The sequence below is a fragment of the Kitasatospora sp. GAS1066B genome (genome assembly GCF_041262605.1).
GTDB lineage: Bacteria > Actinomycetota > Actinomycetes > Streptomycetales > Streptomycetaceae > Kitasatospora.
In genome coordinates this window covers 85,519-110,632 of sequence record NZ_JBGCCO010000014.1, presented here as the reverse complement: position 1 = coordinate 110,632, position 25,114 = coordinate 85,519, and the positions used below count along the sequence as shown (strand labels likewise).

At 70.3% G+C, this 25,114-nt stretch carries 18 protein-coding genes and 1 tRNA gene; 10 read left to right on the top strand and 9 right to left on the bottom strand.

Annotation, left to right across the window (positions count from 1 at the left end):
* Positions 1-82 precede the first annotated feature (82 nt).
* Both ABH937_RS17800 and ABH937_RS17795 read right to left on the bottom strand, forming a co-directional pair.
* Positions 83-1,027: an SDR family NAD(P)-dependent oxidoreductase gene (locus tag ABH937_RS17800; RefSeq protein WP_370218763.1), complete on the bottom strand. Its 945-nt coding sequence runs from the start codon at positions 1,025-1,027 to the stop codon at positions 83-85.
* Between the two features lie 217 nt (positions 1,028-1,244).
* A complete protein-coding gene (locus ABH937_RS17795; protein WP_370218762.1) occupies positions 1,245-1,970 on the bottom strand; it encodes a dienelactone hydrolase family protein in 726 nt (241 codons plus the stop codon).
* Between the two features lie 420 nt (positions 1,971-2,390).
* Between ABH937_RS17795 and ABH937_RS17790 the strand changes: the two genes are divergently transcribed.
* Positions 2,391-4,673, top strand: a complete 2,283-nt coding sequence (locus ABH937_RS17790) for a DUF4185 domain-containing protein (RefSeq protein ID WP_370218761.1) — start codon at positions 2,391-2,393, stop codon at positions 4,671-4,673.
* Between the two features lie 52 nt (positions 4,674-4,725).
* Here the strand turns inward: ABH937_RS17790 and ABH937_RS17785 are convergent, their stop codons facing one another.
* The 4 genes from ABH937_RS17785 to ABH937_RS17770 form a co-directional block, all read right to left on the bottom strand.
* A complete protein-coding gene (locus ABH937_RS17785; protein WP_370218760.1) occupies positions 4,726-5,808 on the bottom strand; it encodes a sporulation protein in 1,083 nt (360 codons plus the stop codon).
* 177 nt (positions 5,809-5,985) lie between these two features.
* Complete coding sequence (locus tag ABH937_RS17780; RefSeq protein ID WP_370218759.1) at positions 5,986-9,915, bottom strand: DUF6531 domain-containing protein; 3,930 nt, start codon at positions 9,913-9,915, stop codon at positions 5,986-5,988.
* Complete coding sequence (locus ABH937_RS17775) at positions 9,912-10,631, bottom strand: WXG100 family type VII secretion target (protein ID WP_280694969.1); 720 nt, start codon at positions 10,629-10,631, stop codon at positions 9,912-9,914. The genes ABH937_RS17780 and ABH937_RS17775 overlap by 4 nt, the downstream gene beginning before the upstream one ends.
* Before the next feature lie 274 nt (positions 10,632-10,905).
* Positions 10,906-10,989 (bottom strand) — tRNA-Leu (locus ABH937_RS17770).
* Positions 10,990-11,368: 379 nt separating this feature from the next.
* On the opposite strand from ABH937_RS17770, the gene ABH937_RS17765 reads away from it, so the two are divergent.
* Genes ABH937_RS17765 through ABH937_RS17755 form a run of 3 tightly spaced genes read left to right on the top strand, consistent with a single transcriptional unit; the run spans position 11,369 to position 14,104 of the window.
* A complete protein-coding gene (locus tag ABH937_RS17765; RefSeq protein WP_370218758.1) occupies positions 11,369-12,079 on the top strand; it encodes a hypothetical protein in 711 nt (236 codons plus the stop codon).
* Entirely contained in the window at positions 12,076-12,807 is a 732-nt protein-coding gene (cseB, locus tag ABH937_RS17760) for a two-component system response regulator CseB (RefSeq protein WP_280694966.1), read from the top strand. The genes ABH937_RS17765 and cseB overlap by 4 nt, the downstream gene beginning before the upstream one ends.
* 7 nt (positions 12,808-12,814) lie before the next feature.
* Positions 12,815-14,104 (top strand): HAMP domain-containing sensor histidine kinase, encoded by a 1,290-nt coding sequence (locus ABH937_RS17755; protein WP_280694965.1) that lies wholly within the window; start codon positions 12,815-12,817, stop codon positions 14,102-14,104.
* A gap of 280 nt (positions 14,105-14,384) precedes the next feature.
* Here the strand turns inward: ABH937_RS17755 and ABH937_RS17750 are convergent, their stop codons facing one another.
* Entirely contained in the window at positions 14,385-14,744 is a 360-nt protein-coding gene (locus ABH937_RS17750; RefSeq protein ID WP_280694964.1) for a hypothetical protein, read from the bottom strand.
* A 214-nt stretch (positions 14,745-14,958) separates the two neighbouring features.
* Between ABH937_RS17750 and ABH937_RS17745 the strand changes: the two genes are divergently transcribed.
* From ABH937_RS17745 to ABH937_RS17735, 3 genes are all read left to right on the top strand, one after another.
* The gene (locus ABH937_RS17745) at positions 14,959-16,089 is read left to right on the top strand and encodes a lipid II:glycine glycyltransferase FemX (RefSeq protein ID WP_370218827.1); all 1,131 of its coding nucleotides are present in this window, start codon (positions 14,959-14,961) and stop codon (positions 16,087-16,089) included.
* Between the two features lie 59 nt (positions 16,090-16,148).
* Positions 16,149-17,183 carry an alanine racemase gene (locus tag ABH937_RS17740; RefSeq protein WP_370218757.1) on the top strand — a complete coding sequence of 345 codons (1,035 nt, stop codon included), beginning with the start codon at positions 16,149-16,151 and terminating at the stop codon, positions 17,181-17,183.
* 205 nt (positions 17,184-17,388) lie between these two features.
* Entirely contained in the window at positions 17,389-17,922 is a 534-nt protein-coding gene (locus ABH937_RS17735; RefSeq protein ID WP_370218756.1) for a nuclear transport factor 2 family protein, read from the top strand.
* 71 nt (positions 17,923-17,993) lie between these two features.
* Here ABH937_RS17735 and ABH937_RS17730 read toward each other — a convergent pair whose 3' ends face one another.
* A complete protein-coding gene (locus ABH937_RS17730) occupies positions 17,994-20,222 on the bottom strand; it encodes a discoidin domain-containing protein (RefSeq protein WP_370218755.1) in 2,229 nt (742 codons plus the stop codon).
* Between the two features lie 301 nt (positions 20,223-20,523).
* On the bottom strand, positions 20,524-21,819 hold the full coding sequence (locus ABH937_RS17725; protein ID WP_370218754.1) for an ROK family protein: 1,296 nt from the start codon (positions 21,817-21,819) through the stop codon (positions 20,524-20,526).
* A 168-nt stretch (positions 21,820-21,987) separates the two neighbouring features.
* Between ABH937_RS17725 and ABH937_RS17720 the strand changes: the two genes are divergently transcribed.
* From ABH937_RS17720 to ABH937_RS17710, 3 genes are read left to right on the top strand one after another with little or no spacing between them, the layout of a single operon-like run.
* A complete protein-coding gene (locus ABH937_RS17720) occupies positions 21,988-23,301 on the top strand; it encodes a sugar ABC transporter substrate-binding protein (RefSeq protein ID WP_370218753.1) in 1,314 nt (437 codons plus the stop codon).
* The gene (locus ABH937_RS17715; RefSeq protein ID WP_370218826.1) at positions 23,298-24,233 is read left to right on the top strand and encodes a carbohydrate ABC transporter permease; all 936 of its coding nucleotides are present in this window, start codon (positions 23,298-23,300) and stop codon (positions 24,231-24,233) included. Before ABH937_RS17720 ends, ABH937_RS17715 begins: the two co-directional genes overlap by 4 nt.
* Positions 24,226-25,104 carry a carbohydrate ABC transporter permease gene (locus ABH937_RS17710; RefSeq protein ID WP_280693780.1) on the top strand — a complete coding sequence of 293 codons (879 nt, stop codon included), beginning with the start codon at positions 24,226-24,228 and terminating at the stop codon, positions 25,102-25,104. The genes ABH937_RS17715 and ABH937_RS17710 overlap by 8 nt, the downstream gene beginning before the upstream one ends.
* Positions 25,105-25,114 lie beyond the last annotated feature (10 nt).

Sequence of the window (25,114 nt, the reverse complement as noted above, 5' to 3'; positions counted from 1 at the left end):
ACCCCACCCATCCTGCCGGGTGGCCCCCACCATCGGCCTGTTCTCACCCTGCGTCTCCGGCATGCGGTGACGAGGGCGGGTTTCACGTGAACGTCGGGACGACACCGGTCAGGGCACAGCTGGCCGTCCAGAGGTGCGCCGCGGTCGTGGTGTCGGCCAGCTGGTTCCAGAGGGGTTCGCTCCTGGGCCTGCCGCGCAGCCCGAACACGCGGGGGCCCCACAGCTGGCCGCCACGCACGTCCGGGTCGAGCACGGCGCGCACGGTGGGCCAAGCGGCGGCTTCCTTGCCCTGGACGAGAAGGCCGAGCGGTAGGCCGCGCAGCCGCTCGCCGGCAGTCCGGACCTGAACCGGCGGCCGCGAGGGGGTGAGGGAGTCGAGCGCGCCGCCGGGATGCACGACCACGCTCAGCGTGGTGCTGCCGGCAGCGCCCAGGCGGCGGTCGAGCTCGAGAGCGAAGTACATCTGGGCCAGTTTCGACCGCGCATAGGCGCGCTTGGGCTGGTAGTCATGCGTGCTCTGGAGATCGTCGAGGTCCAGGCGTTCGGACTTGGCCGCGAAGCTGCCCGTGGTGACGATCCGACTTGCCGGGGTTGCCATGAGCAGGGGGGTCAGCCAGTGGGTGAGTGCGAAGTGCCCCAGGTGGTTGGTTGCGAACATCAGCTCCTGGCCGGCCTTGGTCTCACGGCGCGGCGGCTGGTCGAGCGCCACGCCGGCGTTGTGGACGACCGCGTCGAGGCGGTCGAGTTCGAGCGCGTCCACAGACGTCCTGAGCGATGCGAGATCGGCCAGGTCCAGCGGCAGATGCCGCACCTGGGCGCCGGGGACGCGTGAACTGATCGAAGCGATCGCGGCTTTGGCCTTCGTCTCGTCGCGGCTGCCGAGGACGACCGTGGCCCCGGTGCCGGCGAGCTGCTCGGCGACGAAGTACCCGATGCCCGCGTTGCCGCCGGTGACCAGGAAATTCCTGCCCTCGGCGCGAGGCAGCCGTTGGACGTCCCACGTCGGGGCCTTGGGTACGGAGGGCATGGCGTGCTCCCGGAGCTCGGAGTGATCTGGCGGCGGGCCGGCGCACCTTCACAACCGGTCCGGCTCAGTCCCTACGGTCCCGGAGGCCACTCACATCCCACCGACAGGTCGCTGTCCCCACTGACAGCCGACCGACATGGCGCGGGCCCATCATCCGTCGCGGCCGCTCTCCGTACCCGGCACAGGTGACCCCGCTGAGAAGCGGCATCGAATCCGATCACTCCGTCACGGGCAGGCATTCGGCGAGCAGGTCGACGACGTCGCGCCAGGCTCGCTGCGCGTGCCGTGGGTGGTAGCCGACGCCGGGGAGCACGGTGTGGTCGACCGGCGGGTGGTGGAAGGCGTGCAAGGCGCCGCCGTAGACCGTGAGGCGCCAGTCGACACCTGCGGCCTGCATCTCGGCGGTGAACGCGTCCCGTTGCGCGGGCGGCATGATCGGGTCTTCCGACCCGACCCCGGCCCACACGGGGCAGCGGATGCGCGCCGCCTCGCCCGGTCGGCCCGTGGTCAGTGCGTTGACCGTCCCGATCGCGCGCAGGTCGACGCCGTGGCGCCCGAGTTCCAGCCCGATCGCGCCCCCGGTGCCGTAGCCGACGGCGGCGATCCGGTCGGGGTCGGTCCGCGGTTCGGCGCGCAACACGTCGAGCGCCGCGTGGCCGATACCCCGCATCCGGTCGGGGTCGGCGAGCAGCGGCAGGCAACGGGCAAGCATCTCCTGAGGGTCGCCCAAATAGCGCCCGCCGTGGAGGTCGAAGGCCAGCGCCACGTATCCCAGCTCGGCGAGTACATCGGCCCGGCGGCGCTCGACGTCGCTGAGCCCCATCCCCTCGGGCCCGACCAGGACCGCGGGCCGGCGGTCGACACCGGCCGGGAGCGCGAGGTGCCCGATCATCGTCAGGCCGTCGGCCGCGTATTCGACCGTGCGTGTGGTAACCGTCGTCATGAGACGGGACTGTAGTGATCGCCGGTCCCGGGCGGGCCGGTGTTCACCGCTGGCAGAACAGCGCGGGTGTGCCGCTGAACCACGGCGCCGGCTCGCCGCCCCGGCCAACTGTGGCAACGTCACCTGAGACCTGGTGGCAACTTCGTCCCCGACTCCGTCATCCACCAGAGACGCTCGCCACCTGAACGAATGAATCCAAGGGTGCCGCCTGCGGTTCGTGATCGCAGGCGGCACCGGATCGGCGGCATCATGAGTGGCTCCTGGAGTTGACGGTGGGTCGGCTCAGGTCCTCACCCGGGCGACCATCTCGTCGAGCGGACCGGAAGCCGTCCGGTAGGCGGTGGGCAGACGATGACGGCCGGGCTGAAGGGCCCGGCTCGGACGGGAGGCGCAGTGGGGATGTGGTGGAGAGGCTTCACGGTGGCGTTCAGTTGCCTGCTGGTCGCCGCAACGGCGCCGTACGCGCGGCCCGCCGCGGCGGACGCGGCGGACGCGCCGCGTCCCCCACAGACGGTGGTGGAGCCGCTGGTGACCGGGGACCCGTGCATGATCCAGAGCCGGGTGCGGCCGCACGGGCAGCAGGGCGACTTCGAGCTGGTGGTCTTGCAGGGCAATGACCTGGTCTTCTACTCGCACGACAATGCCGACGTGAACTATGCCTGGACCCGAGGTCCGGTCATCACCGACCGGGCCACGGGGCCCGGCTGCCTGATCGAGAGCGACTACACCACAGCCGGGCTGCCGAACCTGGAGGTCGTCGTGCCCGAGAGCGGGCGGCTCGTGCACTACTGGCGGGCCGGGACGGGCGGCCCATGGCACCAGGGCGCGACCTTCGGCTCGGGAATCTCCGATGACCGGCCCGCCATCGTCCAGAGCGACTTCCAGAGCGACGGGCACGGCCATCTCGAAGTCCTGGCACGGCAGGGCGACCAGCTGGCCGCCTACTGGCGAGACACCTCCTCCTGGCATCCGGCCGCGACGTTCGCCTCCGCAGTGTCGGGCGGCCCTGCCATGATCCAGGGCGGCTTCGGGGGAGACCACAAGAATTTCGAGGTGGTGGTACCGGTGGGTGGCCATCTCGAACACTGGTGGCACGACAACTCCGACGTGAACAAGCCCTGGCAGCCCGGGGGATCGTTCGCCTCCGGAGTGACGGGGTCACCGTCGCTGATCGAGAGCGGCTTCGGCGCGGGCGACCGGCCCGGCAACTTCGAGGTCGTCGTACCAGTGGGTGACCACCTCGAACACTGGTGGCACGACAACTCCGACGTGAACAAGCCCTGGCAGCCCGGGGGATCGTTCGCCCCAGGAGTGACGGGGTCACCGTCGCTGATCGAGAGCGGCTTCGGCGCGGGCGACCGGCCCGGCAACTTCGAGGTCGTCGTACCGGGACCGGCCGCCCCCGAGCCCCCGGACGACGCCCAGGTCGCGGGCGGCTTCTCCGGCAACGAACTGCAGCACTGGTGGCACGACAACTCCGACGTGAACAAGCCCTGGCAGCCCGGCTCCCAACAGATCGCCTACCGGGGACGCAGCGAGAAGGTGTGCCAGCTCACCGGCAACGTCGACAGCGAGCAGCACACGTTCACCACGAACCTCACCGGACTCCGGGCGAACGTGCAGGGCACCGACCTCGGCTACCCGGTGGATGACGGCTCGACGCTCACACTGCTGTTCGGCGACACCCATCCCGCCGCCATCGATGACGACAAGGAGAGCGGCTACGACGACGCGGTCGCGACCAGCCAGGACACGACACCGCCGAGCTACGCCTCCTGCCTGCATCTGACCTACCCGATCATGAAGACTTTCCCCACCCCCACATATCGGCCGGCCATCGTGGTCAACCCGTCGATCTACCAGGGGTACTTCAATGTGCCGTCGAGCGGCTTCGTCAGCGGAGGCCACCAGTACGTGATCTTCTGGACCAACCACTGCGCCGGGACAGGATCCTCCGACCCGAGCCACTGCGAGGACGGGCACCAACCGGGCGTCAACCAGTACGGCAACGCGGTGATGACCCGGTACGACCCGGTACTCGGCCTGTACAAGAACCTCTTCCAGCTCAACAGCCGGTTCACCTACACCGGAGCGCTGAACACCGAGAACATCGCGGCAGCGCCGACCCCGGACCCACGCGGCACCTACATCTGGGGAGTCGGACTCTACCGCTCCACCGACCCGATCATGGCCTATGCGCCGCCCGGGCCCGTCACCACCGACCTCAACTGGCGCTACCTGCACATCACCCCGAACGGGGCCCGGTCGTGGGTCAGCGACGTCAAGCTGGCCTCCGACATGTTCACGGACAGCCCGCAGCAGGACAAGTGCGTCGGCGAGTCGTCCATCTCCTGGGTCGCGCCGCTCAAGAGCTGGCTCATGCTCTACAACTGCGCGGGAAAGATCCAGGCAAGGCTCGCCGACTCCATCGCCGGGCCGTGGTCGGCGCCCTCCACTATCTTCGACCCCCAGGCCGACAACGGACTCTGCCACTTCATGCACGAAACGCAGCGGGACTGCGACCCCGTCGCGGACGGCGGCTGGAGAGGCGACCCGTACGCCCCCTACGTCCTCAGCCGCTTCACCCGCGCCGACTCGGCCGACCCTTACGCGGCCGACATCGACTACGTGATGTCCACCTGGGACCCCTACCAGACGGTCATCATGCATACGGTGATCACCAAGGGGCACCCCAACAACTGAGCGCCGCCAGCACGAGATGGGACGTCGGCCGGGCCGTAGCGGCGCATGGTGGTCAGCCGGCCATGGCGAGTTCGGTGCGGGTTCGGTGGATGAAGTCCGCGACACGGGCCTCCCCCTTCCAGGGGGAGAGCGCGGTGGTGAAGTCGCGCACGTAGTCGAGCGCGCGGGCGGACTGGACGCGGGCGAGGATGTCCACGGCCTGGTTGCCGAGTTCGAGTCCCTGGTCGAGGTCGCGGGCCTGAAGGTGGGTCATCGCGACCACGGTCATCCGCAGGCCGACGGACCGGGTGAACGTGCCGGGCGACATGGCGGCGGCCTGCCTGTTCCAGCCGAGGGCGGCCTTGGGGTTGTGCAGGTCCCGGTAGATCTCAGTGGCATCGGCGGACATCCGCGCGTGGTCGAAGTAGCCGATCCACGCGGGTTCCCTGTCGGTGCGGGCCCGGCCGAGCAACGTTTCCGAGGCGGACAGGGCGGCAGCCACGGCGCGCGGGTCGCCCGCGCGGCCGTGGGCCCTGGCCTCGATCAGCTTGGTGAACGCCAGCACCCGCGGCGCGGCCACGTCCCTGGCCCGCTCGAAGGCGCCCTGGGTCATGTCGATCGCCTCGCTGGTGTACCCCCGCAGCAGGGCTTGCAGGGCCATGGTGGTCAGGACGTAGCTGCCGAGTTCCACGTTGCCGCCGGCACGGGCGAGCCGCAGTGCCTGGATGAAATGGCGCTGTGCGGCGTCGTGCTGGCCGACGTCGAAGGCGGACCAGCCGGTGATGCGGGACAGCTCCGAGGTGACGGAGAACAGTTCCCGGCCGATCTGGTCGGTGAAGCTGCCGTTCAGCAGCGGTGCGGCGCGGTGCTTGAGGCAGTCGGTGATCGAACTGGCCTTCCAGTTCCCGCCGCCGTACTTGGAGTCCCAGCGCCTGGCCTCGTCAGCCGCGTCCCACAGTTCTTCGACATCGCGGCGCCCGACGCGGCGGCTGCCGCGCGCGGCCACGCCCGGGTCGGTCGGCCTGACGAGCCATCGGGTGACGGGGGTGGTGAACGCGGAGATGGCGAAGCTCGTACCGAGGAAGTCGCGGCGGTCCACGTTGCTCCAGAAGGTGGTGGCGACGCGCACCGCGTCGGCGAGGTCTCGTGCGCCCAACTTCCAAAGGTGAGGGGCCGACCCCATCTCGAGCTGGTTGACGCGATGGGCCGGCGCCTTGTGGCTGGCGCCGGAGGCATCGATGAGCCAGGACAGATCCTCGTTCGGCTGCCTGGGCCGACGCTGGGACGCTGACACGGCGGCACTCCCTCGGGCTGATCCGTAAGAGAGGGGGCCCTAGTTCCACCAGTGCTTCAGCAAGGTGGAGGTCCCATTCCTGGCCGCCCGGTCCAGGCCCCGGTATTCCGAGATGAAGTAGACGTTGACCGGATCGCTGCCGACCTTCGGGCGGAAGGCCGTGCTCATGTCCGACCAGCAGTTTCCGCACGGCTGGCGGTCGGTGAAGAGGTTGAGTGGCTTGTAGTTCGTCACACCGTCGGCATGCAGGCCGTTGACGATGCTTTCCTCCGAGTGGTACAGGCCCCCACCCGTGTTGAATGCAGGCCGATAATGCTCCAGCCCCGTGGTGTTGTCGCGGTAGTGCAGGACGGCGAAGTTGCTGTTCCAAGGCCGCTCGACATCGAGCCGGCCGCCCTGGTAGGTCGTTTTGATGTGGTTGAGGAAAGCCTGCCCGTTGGCGTCCAGGTTGGGGTCTGCGACGTTGTGCTCGTTCAGGACGCCGTTGTTCTCGCAGGGGGCGAGGCCAAGGGGGTCGAATGAGATCAGCGGGTTGTGGACGTAGGTGTCGGGGTTGGCGGCGGGGGCGAGGCCGAGGGGGTCGGGCGAGGTGTAGCGGGCGGTCGCCGGGTCGTAGTAGCGGTGGTAGTTGTAGTGCAGCCGGGTTTCCGGGTCGAAGTACTGCCCGGGGAAGCGGAGCGGGGTGTAGGTGGTGCTGTCGCGCGGCCAGGTGGTGTGGCCCCACAGGGTGGTGTTGGCGCGCCAGGCGATGGTGCCGTCCGTGGGGTCGACGAGTTCGGTGGGCGTGCCCACCAGGTCGGTCACGATGGCGTAGAAGCGTCGGTCGGTCCGGTCCCGGTCCGAGTCGGTGATGGTCTCGGTCTGCGCGAGGGGCCGGAAACCGTCGTGGTCCCAGCTCAGGGCGTGCGGTCCGGGCAGGGCGGGGCTGTGGGTGGTCTGCTCGGCGATGCGCGGGCCGTCCCAGGTGAAGTCGGTGCGCTCCTCGACGGTGCTGCCGTCCGCGCCCAGCCGTTCCTTGGAGACGCGGCGGCCGAGCGGGTCGTACCGGTAGCGCCAGCGGGTGCCGTCGGGGGTGCGGACCTGGGTGAGGCGGTCCTCCGGGTCCCAGGTGAAGCGCCAGGTGTCGGGCTTGCGGGACAGGCGCTCGACCTGACGCATCGTCACCCTTCCCGCGCTGTCGTACTCGTAGCGCACCCCGCCGGCCCGGGTCAGTTCGCCGCCCGAGCGGACGCGTTCGCCCAGTGCGGGTCGGGTGGCCTCCGTGGCGGGCCAGGTGGCGGTGGTGAGGTGGCCGCCCGGGTCGTAGGCGTAGGTCTCCTCGCGTCCGGCCGTGAGCACCGAGGTGACCCGGCCGGTGGGTCCCAGCAGGAAGTCGCGGGTCCGGCCCGACTGGTCCTCGATCCGGGTCGGGTGGCCGTCCGCGCGGTAGGTGTAGGACCTGCTCTGCAGGATCTGGTCGGGGGTCTGCAGGGTCTGCGCGGTGATCCGGTGCTGGGCGTCCCGGACGCTGGAGAGGGTCAGCTGCGCACTGAGGGCGCGGTGGTTCTCCAAACCCGCCGGGTCGTAGCCGAAGTCGAGCCGGCCGTCCGCCGTCTGCAGCCAGGCGCGGTTGCCTGCCGCGTCGTAGCCGAAGGAACTGGTGTGGCCGGAGGGCAGGGCGCGGCTGGTGCGCCGCCCCAGGGCGTCCCAGGTGTGGGTCACGGTGCGGCCGTCGACGGTCTCGGTGAGGATGTTGCCGAGGGCGTCGACGGTACGGCTCAGCTCGCAGTCCGCGTTGGCGGCCCGGATGAGATGGCCGGCCACGTCGTAGGCGTAGGTGGTGACGGCGTCCTCGGACTCGGTGAACATCAGGCGGTCCAGCAGGTCGTACTGGTGCCGGACCGTGCGGCCCTGCGCGTCCGTACGGGAGACCGGCCGGGGCCCGGCGGTCCAGCCGAAGCTGACGGTGCGTCCGTGGAAGTCGGTCTCCGACGTCAGGCGCCCGGCGGCATCGTAGGTGTAGGTCCACTGCTGGCCCAGCGGATTGGTCACCGCCACCAGTTGGAGCTCGGCGTCCCAGGTGAAGGTGAAGCGGGAGCCCTCGGGGGTGCGGGCCGCGCAGACGCGGTCGAAGTCGTTGTACTCGAAGGTGCTGACCTGGCCGAGCTTGTCGGTGTGGCTGCGGTTGTTGCCCTCGCCGTCCCAGGTCCAGGACTCCACCGTGCCGTCGGGATCCTGACGGGAGGCCAGCTGTCCCTCCGCGGTCCAGGTGAAGCGGGTGACGCCGCCGAGCGCGTCGGTGACCGCGGTGGTCCGTCCGAACGCGTCCCGCTCGCAGGAGGTGCGCGAACCGTCGGGAGCGGTGACCTCGACGGGCAGCCCGGCCGGGTCGCACCGGAAGCGGGTGGTCCGGCCCAGGGCGTCGGTGATGGCGGCCAGGTTGCCCTGTTCGTCGTAGCCGTAGCGGGTGACCGAGCCGGTCGGATCGATCGCCGCCGTGCGGCGGTGGGCGCGGTCGTACTCCTGGCGCCAGACCGCTCCGCCGGGCAGCTCGATCTCGGTCGGGAGGCTCGTCATGCCGTGGTAGGCCAGCTGGATCCGCTCGCCGTCAGGGCGCGTGAGCGCCGTCACCTCGCCCAGACCGTCGTACTCGTAGCGGGTGGTCCGGTCCAGGGCGTCGGTGTGGGCGAGCACGCGGTGGTACTCGTCGTACTCGGTGCGGGTGGTGTGGCCCAGGGGGTTGACCTGGGCGACGACCTGCGCCCGGTGGTTGATGTGGTACTCGCTGGTGTGGCCGTGCGCGTTGGTCTCGTAGTTGATCCTGATGCCCGTGTCCGGATCGGGATCGCCGTAGCGGAAGTGGAACCGCTGCGAGCCCCGTGCGCCGCCTTCCTCGACCACCCGGCCGAGCTCGTCGTAGGTGTAGGTGTAGTGGCTGCCGTTGCGGTCGGTCCAGGAGGTGATCCGGCCGTGCGTGTCGTTGCTGAAGCGCAGGGCCTCGCCGGAGGGGTTGTACACGGCGGTGAGCCGGCCGTCGGTGTAGCCGTAGCGGACCAGCAGGGCGTGGTGTCCCTCGCCGCCGGCGTCCGCGAGCCGCACGGCGGTGATCCGGCCCCGGTCCACCGTCACCAGCAGGCGGTAGCCGGCATGGTGGGTGATGCTGACAGGGGTCCCTGACGTGTCGTACGCGAAGTCCACGCAACGGCCGGCGCGGTCCCGCAGCCTGGTCAACAGCGCGGTGCTGCTCGCCGGGCTCGGAGTGAACTCCCGTACCCGGCCGCTCGCGAGGTCGGTGAGGGTGTACCCGCCGTTCTCCTCGTCGACCTCGAGGTCCCACCGGGCACCGGCGCTGGCCTGCACCGGGCCCCCGCCCGGCACCGGGTGGGGGTAGACCTGTGCGACGCGGTCGGCACCGAGGTAGACCACGCCGTCCTCGTCACGCTCCAGGCGTTCGTCGAAGGTGCAGACCCAGCGCTCGCCCATCCAGCGGCCGGCCTGGTAGCCGGACTCGAAGGAGCGGGTGAAGAGCAGCGGCAGTGCGCCGGGCAGCGACACGTCCACGGCGTTCATGAACATCCGGCCGGTGGCCATGTCCACCGGCTCGCCGCCGGGGCAGATCGAGTCGTCCGTGCGGCCGGACTCGTCCGGGTTCCCCGCCTGCTTCTTGGCCGAGCCGCTGCCGTCCGACTTCGGCTTGTCCCCACCGGGGGGCGTCTCCTTGCCCCCCGACTTGCCCCCAGGCGAGGACTTGCCGTCGCCGCCCGGGCCGGAGTGGCCGGGATGCAAGCCCTTGTCCTTGCCCCCGTTCGTATGGAGCTTCTTGAGTTCGTCGGCGTGCTTGGCGTCGTTCTCGACGTGGTTCTTGACGACGCGTTCGAGGTTGTCGCCGGTCTGGTGGTAGAGCTTCTTGACGGCCTGTCCGGTGTCCTGCCCCAGGGACTTGCCGATGCGCTTGGCGCCGTCCTCGACGATCTTGGCGATCTCGCTCATTCGAAGCTCATCTCACTGACGCGGGCGGAGAGTTCGTCGGCGTGGCCGGCGACGTCCTCGGCGTGGCTGCGCATGGTGCTGGAAGCGGTGCGGACCACGTCGGGGTCGATGGAGAACGCGGTGCCGACACTGCCGCTGGAGGCCTCGCCGAGGGCGGCGGCGACCTCCTTGTACACCAGGCCGCTCACGGCCTTGGCGACGGTGTCCTCCAGCGGGGAGATGGCGGCCTCGACGACCTGGCCGACGATCTGGTCCTCCAGGTCCTTGACGAGCTTCTTCATGATGCCGCTGGCGGCGGCCTCGATGGCCGGCAGGGCGGCTTCGGACAGACCGAAGGTGAAGACGGCGGCGGCCTGGTCGGCGACGAAGGTGACGGCCAGGCCGACGAGCTCGCCGATGGCGGCGACCTTGAGGCCGGTGATGGCGGTGGCGGCCATGTCCAGCGCGGTGGCCACGGCGTGGCAGGCGGTGTGGAGTTCGGACATGTGGGTGTCCGACATCGTCGCCCAGGTGGAGATCATGGCTTCGTAGGAGGCGCCCTGGTAGCCCTCGGAGAGGTTCTTGAGGGTGGCGGTCGCGTCCTGGTGGGAGTTGTCCACCTTGTCGGCGAAGTCTCTGACATGGCCGGCGAGTTCGCGGACCTTGTCCTCGTCGATCTCCGGCCAGGTGATACCGATGAAGGAGAGCAACTGGACCACCGGGTGCGGCAGTTCCATCGACACGACGACCCCCGAAGCCTTATCTGTTCGCAGTCGGAACTAGATTAGCGGATCATATATGCCGACTTACCGGGACAGGCCGTGCACAGCCACAGGTCTACACCTTGGGGCAGATGTCCGGGGCGCCGGGAACCGAACGGCCGGCACGGACGGTTCTGGCCCCCGGCGAAGAGGAGCCGCCGGGGGCCAGAACACGTTCCGCAATGCAATGAGGCTGGTCGGATCGACATGATGTCGGTCCGACCAGCCTCATTCGGTCGATTGATCTCTGTGCGCGAGGGGGGAGTTGAACCCCCACGCCCTTTCGGGCACTGGAACCTGAATCCAGCGCGTCTGCCTATTCCGCCACCCGCGCAAGGTGTTGGACACATCGTAGCCGATCCCCCGGGGTGCTCCGGACCAGCGGGGGCGGCGGGCCGGCGGCGGGGGCGGCCGGGCTCGGACTCAGCGGCCGGGCGTGCGCAGGGCGAGGTAGAGATGCCTGCTCGGGCGCTGCCCGACTGTTACGGAGTCGGGCGGCTGCTGTTACCCGCACGACGGTGGACCGTCGGGCGAGCTGCCTACGGTCGGTGAGTCCGCAGCGGAACTCCGCGGCCCACCAGCCCGGGCCCGCCCCCGGCCCGGGCTGGTGCACATGCACATGTTCATATGTTGCAGACTTATGCACCGAACGTAGACGAAAGGCCCACTCCACCGTGAGGACATGGTTCAGCCGCGGCGCCCTGGGCAGAGGTGTGCTCCTGGCTGTCCTGGCCGCGGTGTCGGTCACCGGCTGCGCCGACGCCGGGGGCCTGCACGACGCCGGGTCGGCCCAGCCCGTCACCCCGCATCCGAGCCCGTCGCCGCTCTGGCCGGGCACGGTGGGAAGCGCGGCCGCCTCCCCGGCGCCGACCCCGGGATCGCCGCACCCGGTACCAGGGGTGACCGTGCCGGAGGGCGACCTGCGCAACGTCGACGCCCGCACGCTCCTGCTCGCCGACCAGACTCAGCCGCTCGAGAACTTCTGGCTGCACAGCATGAACGGCTGCCGGACCACGAGCCTCTGCCAGGTCGAGCCGGCGCAGTACCGTGACCTCACCGGCGACGGCCACCTCGACCTGATCACGGCGGTGCTGATGCCGATGGCGCGGACCGCCTTCCTCAACGTCTACACCGTGCAGGACGGTCAGGCCGTGCCGATCCTGTCCACCGAAGTGCAGCCTGGCTTCTCGGCCGAGACCATCGGCACGGACCTGGTCGTCCACCAGTTGGTGACCCCGCTCACCGAGCGCAGCACCACCTACCGCTGGGTCCCGCCGCGGCTGTCCCTGGTCTCCCAGCTGACCACGCCCGTCACGCCGCCGGGCGGCCCCACCTCGCCGCCGGCCGACACCACGGCTGATGCGCTGCCGGAGCAGTCGCCCGCCGCACCGGCACCGTCCGCCACCGCAGGGAGTACCGGATGAGCACGCCCCAGCCCGGCGCCGCGCCGGCCGCACCGCGGATCCTGCTGGTCGAGGACGACGAGGTGATCCGCGAGGCCACCCGGATGGCACTGGAACGCTACGGCTTCCCGGTCGACACCGCCGCCGACGGGCTGGAAGGCCTGGAGCGGTTCCGCGCCCAGCCGCCGGACCTGCTGCTGCTCGACGTGATGCTGCCGCTGCTCGACGGCGTCGGGCTCTGCCGGCGGATCCGCGAGGAGAGCCAGTTGCCGATCCTGATGATGTCGGCGCGCACCGAGCCGATCGACGTGATCTCGGGCCTGGAGGCCGGCGCCGACGACTACGTCGTCAAGCCCTTCGAGATCGCCGTCCTGGTCGCCCGGATCCGGACCGTGCTGCGCCGCACCGCCGTGGCCCCGGCACCGGGTGCGCCTGATCCTGCCCCCGCGCAGCGCGCCGCGGTCCGAGTGATCGACGACCTGGAGGTGGACACCGAGGCCATGGAGGTGCGGGTCGCCGGACACCAGGTGCCGCTCACCCCGACCGAGTTGCGGCTGCTGCTGGAGTTCACGGCGGCGCCGGGCATCGTGCTGGAGCGGCAGACCCTGCTGGAACGGGTCTGGGACTACTCCTGGAGCGCCGACAGCCGGGTGGTGGACGTCCACGTCCAGCGCCTGCGGGCCAAGATCGGCGCGGGTCGGATCGAGACCATCCGCGGCTTCGGCTACAAGCTGCGCCGGCAGCAGTGAGCCGGCGATGAATCTGCGACGGCAGATCGCCGCCACCGTGGCGCTGGTCTCGTTCCTGGTGGCGCTGACCGTGGGGCTGCTGGTCCACCAGGCGTCCGTGCGCCAGCACACCGAGCAGGCCAGGAAGTCAGCCGAGGCCGCGCTGAACCTGGTGGTCGGCACCTACGACGGCACCGGCGAGCTGCTGGGCTGGCACGCGCGACAGGACGACCCCCAACTGCCTGCGGCCCTGCGGCGCCTGGCCGAGCGCGGACACCAGGGGTCGATGCTCGGCGGTAGCCCCGAGGGCACCGCGATGTGGGCGGCGACGGGCACCGGCGGCCAGGTGATCTCGGTGCGGCTGGACTACACCGACGACGAACGCGCCATCGCCGAGCTGGACCGGACGATCCAGATATCCGCGGCCCTCTCGGTGGTCGTCACCGTGCTCGCGGGCGTGCTCGCCGCCGACCGGATCAGCAGCCGGCTGCGGACCGCCGCCCGCACCGCCCGCACCATCGCGGGCGGCGACCTGGACGCCCGGATCGGACCGCTGGGCCGGCCCCGGGACGAGGTCGCCGAACTGGCGGCCGCGGTCGACTCGATGTCCGCCGTGCTGCGCAGCAAGCTCGCCAACGAGCAGCGGTTCACCGCCGACGTGGCGCACGAGCTGCGCACCCCGCTGACCGGTCTGCTGACCGCCGCCGAACTGCTGCCTCCGGGGCGGCCGACCGAACTGGTGAAGAACCGGGTCGCCTTCCTGTGCGACCTGACCGAGGATCTGTTGGAGGTCTCCCGGCTGGACGCCCGGGCCGAGACCTGCGAACTCTCCGTCGTCGCGCTTGGCCCGGTGGTCAGCCGGATCGTCGCGGGGGTCGGCTCGCCGAGCGAGCTGGGCTCGGACGCGTCGCAGGTCGAGCTGCGGATCGAGGGCGACGCCGAGGTCACCACCGATCCGCGCCGACTGGACCGGATCGTCACCAACCTGATCGCCAACGCCCACCGGCACGGCACTCCCCCGGTCGTGGTGAGCGTGGCCGACGCCACCGTGACGGTGCGCGACCACGGCCCCGGCTACCCCGAGGACATCCTGCGCGAGGGCCCGCAGCGGTTCCGCACCGGCGCCCGCGAACGGGGCCACGGTCACGGGCTGGGTCTCACCATCGCCCAGGGCCACGCCCGGGCCACCGGGATCGCCCTGCAACTGCGCAACGACCCGGCCGGCGGCGCCGTCGCCGAACTGCGCATCCCCACCGACGCCACCGAGGCCACGGACACCGGACGCACGGGCACCATCGACACCTGGCGGGCCGGCTGACAGGGCATCCGGCAGCCGGGCCACCGTCGGCTCAGTGCGGCAGCGCGCTGCCCGAGCGGCCTTGACCGTCTTCGCGGCGGCACCGCCGCCGCCGCATCCGCTGGTCCCCGCCAGTACGGCGCCCGCCAGCAACGCGACCCCGATTCCGTGTCTGATCCGCTCCATGTCCCTGCCCCGTTCACGTCATTGTTCATTTCACTTCGCGCCCGCCCGATCGAAGAACTCCGAAAGCCATTTCCGCGGCGCTCGGCAAGTCGCCTGCGAGACCATCGCCGGCGCCTCAGCCCTGCCCGGGTTCGCCGACTCGCTCCGCCGGTTCCTCGGCGCGCCGCCCGCTCGCCAACCCGAGTGCGTCGGCGATCCGTTGCCGACTCGCCCCGCGGTCGACGGCCGCCTCGATGAGCCGCCGTTCCATGCCGTCGACGTGGCTGCGCGCCTCCGCCACCTGGGCCAGCGCCGCCAGCACCTCGTCCACCGGTACCCGCGCCGCCTCGGCGGCCCGCCGGGCGAAGTGGGGGTCGGTGGCGCGGTCGACGGCCGCCAATGCCGCCAGCGCGGACATTCGGCGGCCCTGCCCGTATCGGGCGGAAAGCAGTTCATCGGCGGCCCGCAGGGCAGAGACGCGGCTCTCGTCATCCATGGCCTCAGCATTCCACCGGAAATCCGGGGATTGTCCCGATGTGACGGAGCCGCCTGGTTGCTGTTACACGATCGCCGGGCCAATGCGACATGGGATTCCTACCGTTCGTGATGCCGGTTCCCGATCTTCCGTGGTGGCCGGCCGATGAGCGGAGGGTCTTCTGATGTCAGTTGTGCGGCCGAGCATGAATCCGGGCCCCGGCGTGAACCCGAGCATGAGCCCCGACGCGAGCCTGACCCTGCGGACGATCACCCGTGAGGAGCATCTCGCCTTCATCCGGAGCCTGCCGTCAGCGAGCCACCTGCAGGTGCCGTCCTGGGGCGAGGTGAAGTCGGAGTGGCGCAGCGAGTCGATCGGGTGGATCGATGCTTCGGGTGCGGTGGTCGGTGCCGGTCTGGTGCTCTACCGGCAGTTGCCCAAGCTCAAGCGCTACCTGGCCTATCTGCCGGAGGGGCCGACGATCGACTGGTGCGACCAGGATCTCGACCGGTGGCTGAGCCCGATGCTGGCGCATCTGAAGGCGCAGGGTGCGTTCTCGGTGAAGATGGGGCCGCCGGTGGTGATCCGCCGTTGGGAGTCCACCACCATCAAGGAGGCGATCGCCGGTGGTCAGGCCAAGCGGCTGCGGGACCTCGACCCCGACTGGTACGAGCCGCAGGCCTTCGAGCTGGCCGATCGGCTGCGCCGGGGCGGCTGGCTGCAGGGCGAGGACGGCGGGGCCGGTTTCGGTGACGTTCAGCCGCGCTACGTCTTCCAGGTGGCGCTGGCCGGCCGCTCGCTGGACGACATCCAGCGCGGCTTCAACCAGCTCTGGCGGCGCAACATCAAGAAGGCCGAGAAGAGCGGCGTCGAGGTGGTCCAGGGCGGCTACGAGGACCTGGCCGTCTTCCACCGCCTCTACGTGACCACCGCCGAGCGCGACCACTTCACCCCGCGCCCGCTGGGCTACTTCCAGCGGATGTGGCAGACGCTCAACTCCGAGGACCCCAACCGGATGCGGCTCTACCTCGCCTACCACGACGGCGAACCGCTGGCCGGGACCACGATGCTGACCGTGGGCGAGCACGTCTGGTACTCCTACGGCGCCTCGGCCGACCACAAGCGCGAGGTCAAGCCGTCCAACGCGATCCAGTGGCGGATGATGCGCGACGCGTACGCGCTGGGCGCGGGCGTCTACGACCTGCGCGGGATCAGCGACACCCTGGACAGGAACGACCACCTGTTCGGGCTGATCCAGTTCAAGCTCGGCACCGGCGGCCAGGCCGCCGAGTACCTCGGGGAGTGGGACTTCCCGCTCAACAAGCTGCTGCACAAGGCGCTCGACCTCTACATGTCGCGCCGCTGACTGCCACCCGTGAGTCCACGTCCGAACACTGAACGTCCGAACGTCATCGGAGGGACCGCATGACCCTGTCGCTGTACCTCGACACCGACCGCTGGCGCACTCATCAGCAGTCCGTCCAGGCCGAGTTCGCCAACCTGGTGCCGGTGGCCAAGGGCAACGGCTACGGTCTGGAAAACCGCCGGCTCGCCGCGGAGGCGGCCCGGCTCGGCACGAAGCTGCTGGCCGTCGGCACCCCGCACGAGGCCGCCGAGGCCGCCTGCTGGTACGGCGGCGAGCTGCTGGTGCTCACCCCGTACCGGATCGGCGAGGACGCGCCGCCGCTGCCCCGCGAGGTGATCCGCACGGTCGCGAACATCGAGGCGCTGTCGGCCCTGCCGAACGGGTCCAGAGTGGTGATCGAGTGCGCGACCAGCATGAAGCGACACGGCATCGCTCTCACCGAACTGCCCGTACTCCCCGGGGTGTTGAACGGTCTGCAGGTGAAGGGCTTCGCCCTGCACCTGCCGCTGGACCGGCCCGACAACTCGGACCCGGTCGAGGAGGCGGCGCACACCGTGGACGCGATCGCGGCAGCCCGACTGCCCATTGGCGAGATCTTCGTGAGCCACCTGAGCCCGGCCGACCTGGCCCGGCTCGCCGACCGCTGTCCGGACACCGTCTTCCACTCCCGGATCGGCACCCGGCTCTGGCTCGGCGACGTCGGGGCGCTGGGCGCCCGGGCCACCGTGCTCGACGTGACCCCATTGGCCAAGGGTGAGCGCTACGGCTACCGCCAGCACAAGGCACCCTCCGACGGCCACCTGCTGGTGGTCTCCGGCGGCACCGCCCACGGCATCGGCCTGGAGGCGCCCAAGTACGTGCACGGCCTGCTGCCTCGCGCCAAGGGCATCGCCCGCGCCGGCCTCGCCACGGTCAACCGCTCCCTCTCCCCCTACAGCTGGCAGGACCGCCAACTCTGGTTCGCCGAGCCGCCGCACATGCAGGTGAGCGTCCTCTTCCTCCCCCGCGACACCAAGCCCCCGGCGATCGGTGACGAACTCCCCCTGCACGTCCGGCACACCACCACGCGCTTCGACCGGGTGGTGGACCGTTGAGGACGACCCCCGCCTGACGACCGCTCGGACAATGTCACGCGCACTGCTCCAAGTCCCCCTTCAGCGGCGGCCAGGACCGCCCTAGTCTGCTGCAGCGCACCGGGCAACAGATCAACGTGGTTCCGGTAAGGGTGCGTTGCTCATTCGGGCCGCACGCCCGCCCGAGCCGCCCGAGAGCTGATCACCTACCAGGAGGGACCACGACATGCCCGCTCTTCCCGACCGCCGCGCGGTTCTGCGTGTGGGACTGGCGACCACGATCCCCGCGGCGGTCGCCGTGGGCGCGGCGACGCCGGCCGAGGCCCGGACGCCCGTGCTCCGGGACCAGGACGTGACCCGCTGGATGGCGGCCTACCTCAGGGCCTGGCAGACCAAGGACGCCGACGCCGTCGTCAAGCTCTTCACGCCCGACGCCCTCTACGAGTCCGTCCCGGGCGTCGCGGACCAGACGTTCCACGGCCGCAGCGAGATCCACCGGTACTGGACCGGCGTCACCGCGCCGCAGGCCGGGATGACCTGGCGCTACGGGACGCCGCTGGTCAGTGGTGACCGCGCGGACATCGAGATCTGGGTGACCATGCAGGTCCCGTCCGACACCGACGGAACCATGCAGTGGGTCACCCTGATCGAGACGAACGTCCTCAAGTTCACGACGCCCACGCTCTGTTCACGCAACATCGAGTACTCCCGGATCCTCACCGGGAAGATCGACCCGCCCGCCGGCTGGGGTCGCCGCTGAGCCGCCGGCCAGCCGCCGCCCCGGCCGGACCGCGGGCTGGGGCGGCGGCTGGCCGCTGCGTGGTGCGCGGGTCAGGGGTAGGAGACCACGGTGGAGGGGGTCGTGCCGGTGCCCGAGGTGGGCGAACCGACACCGTTGATCACGTGGTTGTACTGGCCGTCACCGCCCAGCGAGACCACCGAGAGATCGTGGAACTGCACGCCAGGGGTGTTCGGCGCCTCGAATCCGTGGTCCATCCGGATGGTGGGGTCGACGTTGAAGTAGCAGTAGCTGCCCAGCCCCCAGCCCTGGTGGCTGGTGACGTTGTCGTCCACCTTGTAGGCGGCGTAGCCGAGGGTGTTGCCGTTCTGGATGGCGGCCTGGTTCGGCGCGTCGTACGCGATCTCGTTCTGGAAGAAGATCGTCGTGCCACCCTGGCCCGACCACTCCACGTCGTACTTCTCGAAGTGCTCGACGAACAGGCCGGTCGCCTCCACGTTGTTACCGTGGACGGTGAGTCCGTAGTCGGCCGGGTTGACGGTCCAGCCGACGCCGGTGCCGTGGTCGGCCCGCCAGATCCAGGTGTGGTCGATGACGGTCTCGTTGCTGTTGATCTCCATGCCGGTGGTGGTCAGGCCCGCGCCCGCGCCGCCGACCCGGACGAAGACGTCCTGCACGGTGGTCGGGTCCGCCGTGTGGTCGGCCGAGGCGCCGGGCTGGCCGACCTGAAGCAGCACCGGGGAGTTGACGGTGCCGGCGTCGAAGAGCAGGCCGGCCAGCTTGACGCCGTCGACGTCGGAGACCGCCATCGCGGTCACGCCGTTGTCCGGGACGATCGTGGCGAACCCGAGCCCGAGCACCACGGTGTCCGGGCGGGTCACGTTGATCGTCTGGTCGACGTGGTAGACGCCGGGCGTGAAGAGCAGGTTGAGGCCCTGCGCGAGGGCGGCGTTGATGGTCTCGGCGGTGGCGCCGGGCTTGACCAGGTAGAACTGGCTGAGCGGCAGCGAGTTGCCGGGCGGGGTCCCGTTGGCCCAGTCGACGCCGCTGGCGTTGGTGCGCAGGGCCGGGACGAAGACCTGGTAGTTCCCCGAGCCGTCCAGGTAGAGGAAGGGCTTCTCGCGTGAGACCGGGGTGGTGGGCAGCGTGGTGTAGCTCGGGCTCGGGAAGCTCTGGGCGGGAGCGCCCTGGACACCCGAGAAGACCTGGTTCCAGACCCCGTTGGAGAAGCCGCCGATCGAGCTGTCCCGGGTGTACCACTGCTGCTGCGAGTAGTTGCCCACGCTCCCGGAGATCCGGCTGTCGGCGATGTAGCCGCCGCTGGCCCAACCGTAGCCGGTCGGCGAGAGGTTGAGTCCGCCGTGCACGTCCATCCGGCGGAACGGCGCGGCCTGCGCGACCGCCCAGCGGTCGGTGCCGCTGACCGGGTTCAGCGCCAGGTTCTCGGCGGAGCGCCAGAAGTTCTGAGTGGCGTTGCCGTTGTTCCAGCCGGCATCCACGGTGACGTCACCGTTGAAGGTGGTGTCGTCCGGGTTCAGGCCGAGACCCGCGATCGAGGTGTAGAAGCCGAGGTTGGCGTTGATGTTGCTGTAGGTCCCCGGCTTGAAGAGCAGCGCGTACCGGCCGGTGCCGAACTGCGCCGACTGCTGCTGCTGGAAGACGCTGTCCAGGGTGGCCTGGATGTTGGGCGTGCTCGGGTCGAAGACCAGCACGTTCGGACCGAGGTCGCCGCCGCCAGCGATCGGTGGCACGCCGCCGGTCGTGTGGATCCCGAACTCCCAGAGCGAGTAGCCGTACTGGGTGCCGCGCTGGGTGCCGTACAGCCGCACGTACCGCCCCGAGCCGGTGACGTTGAGCGTCTCCGTGCCACCGGGGCCGCTGGTGGTGGAGTAGATCGTGGTCCAGTTCACGGCGTCGGCGGAGGTCTGGATCTGGTACGCCTTCCCGTACGCCGTCTCCCAGTTGAGCACGACCTGGCAGATCTGCTGGGTGCTGCCGAGGTCGAGCTGGAGCCACTGCGGGTCGCTGAACGCGCTGGACCAGCGGGTGTTGAGGTTGCCGTCGACCGCCGCCGAGGCCGGGGTGCCGGAGTTCTCGGTGGAGGAGGCCGTGGCGGGCACGCCCTGGGCGGCATCGGTGGTGCCGCAGGCGGGCGGCGCGGTGGTGGCGGACGCGCTGTGGGAGCGCGGGGCGGTGGTGCCGGCGCGCGCGACGGCGGGTGGGGCGGCCAGCGCCAGGACGGCGACCAGCACCGCGGCGACCAGCGCGGCGGCACCGCGCCGCTCGCGGGCCGCGGCGCGGCGTGTCGGGGTTGAGCTCACGGGCTTCTCCTGCGGGTGGGTGAGGTGCGGAGGGCCTTGCGGGAGCGCGGGAGCGTGGAAGCGAGGTTGCCGGTGCGCGGGCACGCCGAAGGGGAAGGCGGTGGTTCGGCCTGGACGGCCACGCAGGGGAGGAGACGGCGCCTTCGCCCCGAAGCTCGGGGGAGCGCTCTCGCAGCGAGTCTCGGGGCGGTTCTTTCCCGGTGTCAAGACCCTCGACGCAGCTTGCCGCCCGGATCGGCAACCCGGCGCCGCCCGCTTCCCGACCGACGCACGGCTGCCCGCCGGGACGCCCCGTTGCAGGTCAACGGGGCGCCGGGACGGACTCCACGCCCGTCGGCACGACCCCTCCGGACTCGAGAAAGCGGGCGAGCGGCAGGGTGGCCGCGCCGAGCGTCACCGCGTCCGGGCCGAGCAGTCCGAGGTCGATGGAGGTCTGCGCCCGGGGAAAGCTGAGCGCGTAGGCGGTCGCCGCCTCCCGCACGGCCGGCAGCAGCCGGGGCCCGAGGAGCAGGCCGGCCCAGCCACCGATGATGACCCGCTCGGGGTTGAACAGGTTGATCAGGTCGGCGATCGCCGCACCGAGGTACTCGGCGGCCTCGCCGAGCAGTTCGGCGGCGGCCGGGTCCTGGTCGGCGGCCGCGAGCAGCGCGGCGAGCCCGGCCTTCTCGTCCGCGCTGGAGACGCTGGAGACGGTGCTTCCGGACGCGCCGGAGACCGAGCCGGAGACCGCGTCCGACGCCGCCCGTCCCCACCGCTCGACCAGCGCCTCGGCGCCGATGTACGCCTCCAGGCAGCCACGCGCGCCGCACCGGCACAGACGTCCGCCGACGTGCACCTTGGTGTGCCCCCACTCGCCCGCGCTGCTGGTCGCCCCGCGGAACGGCACCCCGTTGGCGATCACGCAGGCGCCGACCCCGGAGCCGAACAGCGCCACCACCGCGTGGCTGGCCCCACGCCCGGCACCGAACCACATCTCGGCCTGGCCCAGGGTCTTGGCCCCGTTGTCGACGTGCAGCGGCAGGTCGGTGCCGGTCCGCAGCAGGCGGCCCAGCGGGACGGCGTCCCACCCCACGGTCGGGCCGTGCACCACGATGCCCTGGCAGTCCCCGGCGGGCTCGCGCTGCTCGACGATGCCGGGCACGCCGATCCCGACTCCGAGCACGTCCGCCTGGTCGGTCCCGGTCTGCGCGAGCACCCGCGCCAGCCCGCTGAGGATCAACCGCACCACGTGGTCGACGTCGTGCCCGTGGTCGGAGAGCGGCTGGTCGACGGCGGCGAGCTCGGTGCGGGCGAGGTCGAAGAGCGCGACCCGCACCTGCGTCTCCCCCACGTCCACGCCGACCAAGTAGCCGAAGTCGGGCCTGACTCGGAGCATGATGCGGGGCCGGCCGCCGTCGGACTCGACGGTGCCGGCCTCCTCCACCAGCCCGTCGGCGATCAGCTCGCCGATCACGTTGCTGATCGATCCGGCACTGAGGCCGGTGGCGTGACCCAATTGTTGCCTGCTGGTCGGCCCGTCGAAGTACAGCCGCCGCAGCAGCGTCGACCTGCTGCTCCGGCGCAGGTCACGAACGGTCTGAATGCCTCGCTTCGGCATGGTCTTCCTCGATCGGTCGGAGATCTGACATTCGGTCGGCGATCTGACATGGCGCCAGGTCTTGACGCGCTCTTTTCTCAGACGTTAAATCACGCCCTGAAGTTAGTGCTTGAGATGCTAACTCCACCCGACCTGACGCACCAGCACATCCCTGAGAGGGGACCGGTCATGCGCCTCACCCGGATCGCCGTCGGCACCGCCCTGGCCAGCACACTCGCCCTCACCGGCACCGCCTGCGGCGGCGGGTCGAGCAGCACGGGTGCGAGCAACTCCAGCCCGAAGACCCTGACTTACTGGGCCTCCAACCAGGGTGCCAGCCTGGACATCGACAAGCAGGTGCTGACCCCGGAGTTGAAGAAGTTCGAGCAACAGACCGGCATCAAGGTCAACCTCGAGGTCGTGCCGTGGTCCGATCTGCTCAACCGGATCCTCGCCGCCACCGCCTCGGGCCAGGGCCCCGACGTGCTCAACATCGGCAACACCTGGTCCGCCTCGCTGCAGGCCACCGGCGCGCTGCTGCCCTTCGACAGCGCCACCTTCGCCAAGATCGGCGGCGCGGACCGGTTCATGCCGGCCACCATCGCCTCGGCCGGCGCGGCGGGCCAGAGCCCGGCCGCCGTGCCGCTCTACTCCATGGCCTACGGCCTGTACTACGACAAGAAGCTCTTCCAGGCCGCCGGGATCGCCAACCCGCCCACCACCTGGGACGAACTTGTCGCCGACGGAAAGAAGTTGACCACCGGCTCGCAGTACGGCCTGGCCATCGAGGGCGGCAACGTCTCGGAGAACGTGCACAACGTGTTCACGCTGGGCCAGCAGCACGGAACCGGCTTCTTCGACGCCGCCGGCAAGCCGCAGTTCGACAGCCCGGCGGCGGTCGCCGCGGTCAAGCAGTACGTCGACTTCATCGCCGCCGACAAGATCGCCGCGCCCGGCGACGCCGAGTACGCCGCCAACCAGTCCGTCACCGACTTCGCCACCGGCAAGGCCGCCATGCTGATGTGGCAGGCGGCCGGCGCCAACCTCAAGTCCCACGGCATGAACCCCGACGACTTCGGGGTGGTCCCGGTGCCGGTCCCGCCCGGCGCCACCGGCGCCATGGCGACGAGTTCGATGGTGGCGGGCATCAACCTGGCGGTCTTCAAGAACACCAAGAACCTGGACGGCGCACTGAACTTCGTCAAATTCATGACGAGCACCGACGAGTCCACCCTGCTCAACAAGGCCTACGGCTCGATCCCACCGGTCAAGGACGCACAGAGCGACCCGGCCTTCGGCACGCCCGAGCTCAAGACCATCGCCGGCGTGCTCGCGAACAGCGCGGCACCGCTGCCGCAAGTCGCCAATGAGAGCCAGTTCGAGACCCTGGTCGGCACCGCCGTCAAGAACCTGCTCGCCGCGGCCGCCGCGGGCCAGCCGATCACCGACGACACCGTCAAGGCCGAACTCACCAAGGCCCAGCAGCAGATGCCGGCCTCCTGACCGTGCGACAGCCCCTGCGCCGACCGCGCCTTCCCCGAACGGCCCTGCCCTATCTGCTGCTCGTGCCCGCGCTCCTGCTGGAGCTGCTGATCCACCTGGTCCCGATGGTGGTCGGCGTCGTGATGAGCTTCAGACAGCTCACCCAGTTCTTCATCCGCGACTGGTCCACCGCGCCCTGGCGCGGCCTGGGCAACTACCGTACGGCGGTGGACTTCAGCGCTCCGGTCGGGCGCTCGCTGCTCAACTCGTTCTGGACCACCTGCCAGTTCACCGTGCTGTCGGTCGGCCTCTCCTGGCTGCTGGGCACGGCGGCGGCGATCTATCTCCAGGAGAACTTCCGCGGCCGGGGACTGCTGCGCACGATCTTCCTCATCCCCTACGCGCTGCCGGTCTACGCCGCCGTCATCACCTGGTCGTTCATGTTCCAGCACGACACCGGCCTGATCAACCACGTGCTGCACGACCAGCTCCACCTCACCTCCGGCAAGCCGTTCTGGCTGATCGGCGACAACAGCTTCACCGCGCTGGTCACCGTCTCCGTCTGGAAGACCTGGCCGTTCGCCTTCCTGACGCTGATGGCCGGTCTGCAGAACATCCCCCGCGAACTCTACGAGGCCGCCTCGATGGACGGCGCGGGCGCCTGGCAGCAGGTCCGCCGGATCACCCTGCCCTCGCTGCGCCCGGTCAACCAGGTGCTCGTCCTGGTGCTGTTCCTGTGGACCTTCAACGACTTCAACACCCCCTACGTGCTGTTCGGCCGATCCGCCCCGCAGGCGGCCGACCTCATCTCCATCCACATCTACCAATCCTCCTTCGTCACCTGGAACTTCGGCACCGGCTCGGCGATGTCGGTGCTTCTGCTGCTGTTCCTGCTGCTGGTGACAGGGGCCTATCTGCTGGTCACCTCACGCCGCAGGAGCGCCGATGCCTGACTCGTTCCGGCGCCGGCGGCCCGCCTCCCCGACCGCGCCGTCCGCCTCCTTCCGGTGGAGCCGGCGGATCTTCCTGACGCTGCTGTCGCTCTTCACGCTCACCCCGGTGTTCGTGATGATCAGCTCCTCGCTGAAACCGCTGCAGGACGTCCAGGGACCGTTCCGGTGGATTCCGACCACCATCACGCTGCGGCCCTACCTCGACATCTGGTCGACCGTGCCGCTCTGGCACTACTTCGTCAACTCGGTGATCGTCTCGGTCAGCGCCACCGCGGCCTCCGTGGTGATCGCGATCCTCGCCGCCTACGCGGTCAGCCGCTACCGCTTCCCGGGCCGCAGGCTCTTCACCGTCACGGTGCTGTCCACCCAGATGTTCCCGGGCATCCTCTTCCTGTTGCCGCTCTTCCTGCTCTTCGTCAACATCGGCAACTCCACCGGCATCGCGCTGCTGGGCAGCCGCGGCGGCCTGATCCTCACCTACCTCACCTTCTCGCTCCCGTTCGCCATCTGGATGCTGGTCGGGTACTTCGACTCCATCCCGCGCGATCTCGACGAGGCGGCCGCGGTGGACGGCTGCGGACCGGTTCGCACCCTGCTGCGGATCCTGCTGCCCGCCGCGGTGCCCGGCATCATCGCCGTCAGCGTCTACGCCTTCATGACCGCCTGGGGCGAGGTGCTCTTCGCCTCCGTCATGACCGACGACACGACGCGCACGCTCGCCGTCGGTCTGCAGGGCTACGCCACCCAGACCGACGTCTACTGGAACCAGGTCATGGCGGCCTCGCTCGTGGTCAGCGTGCCGGTGGTGGTCGGCTTCCTGCTTCTGCAGCGCTACCTGGTCGCCGGACTCACCGCGGGCGCCGTCAAATGACCGGCCCCGC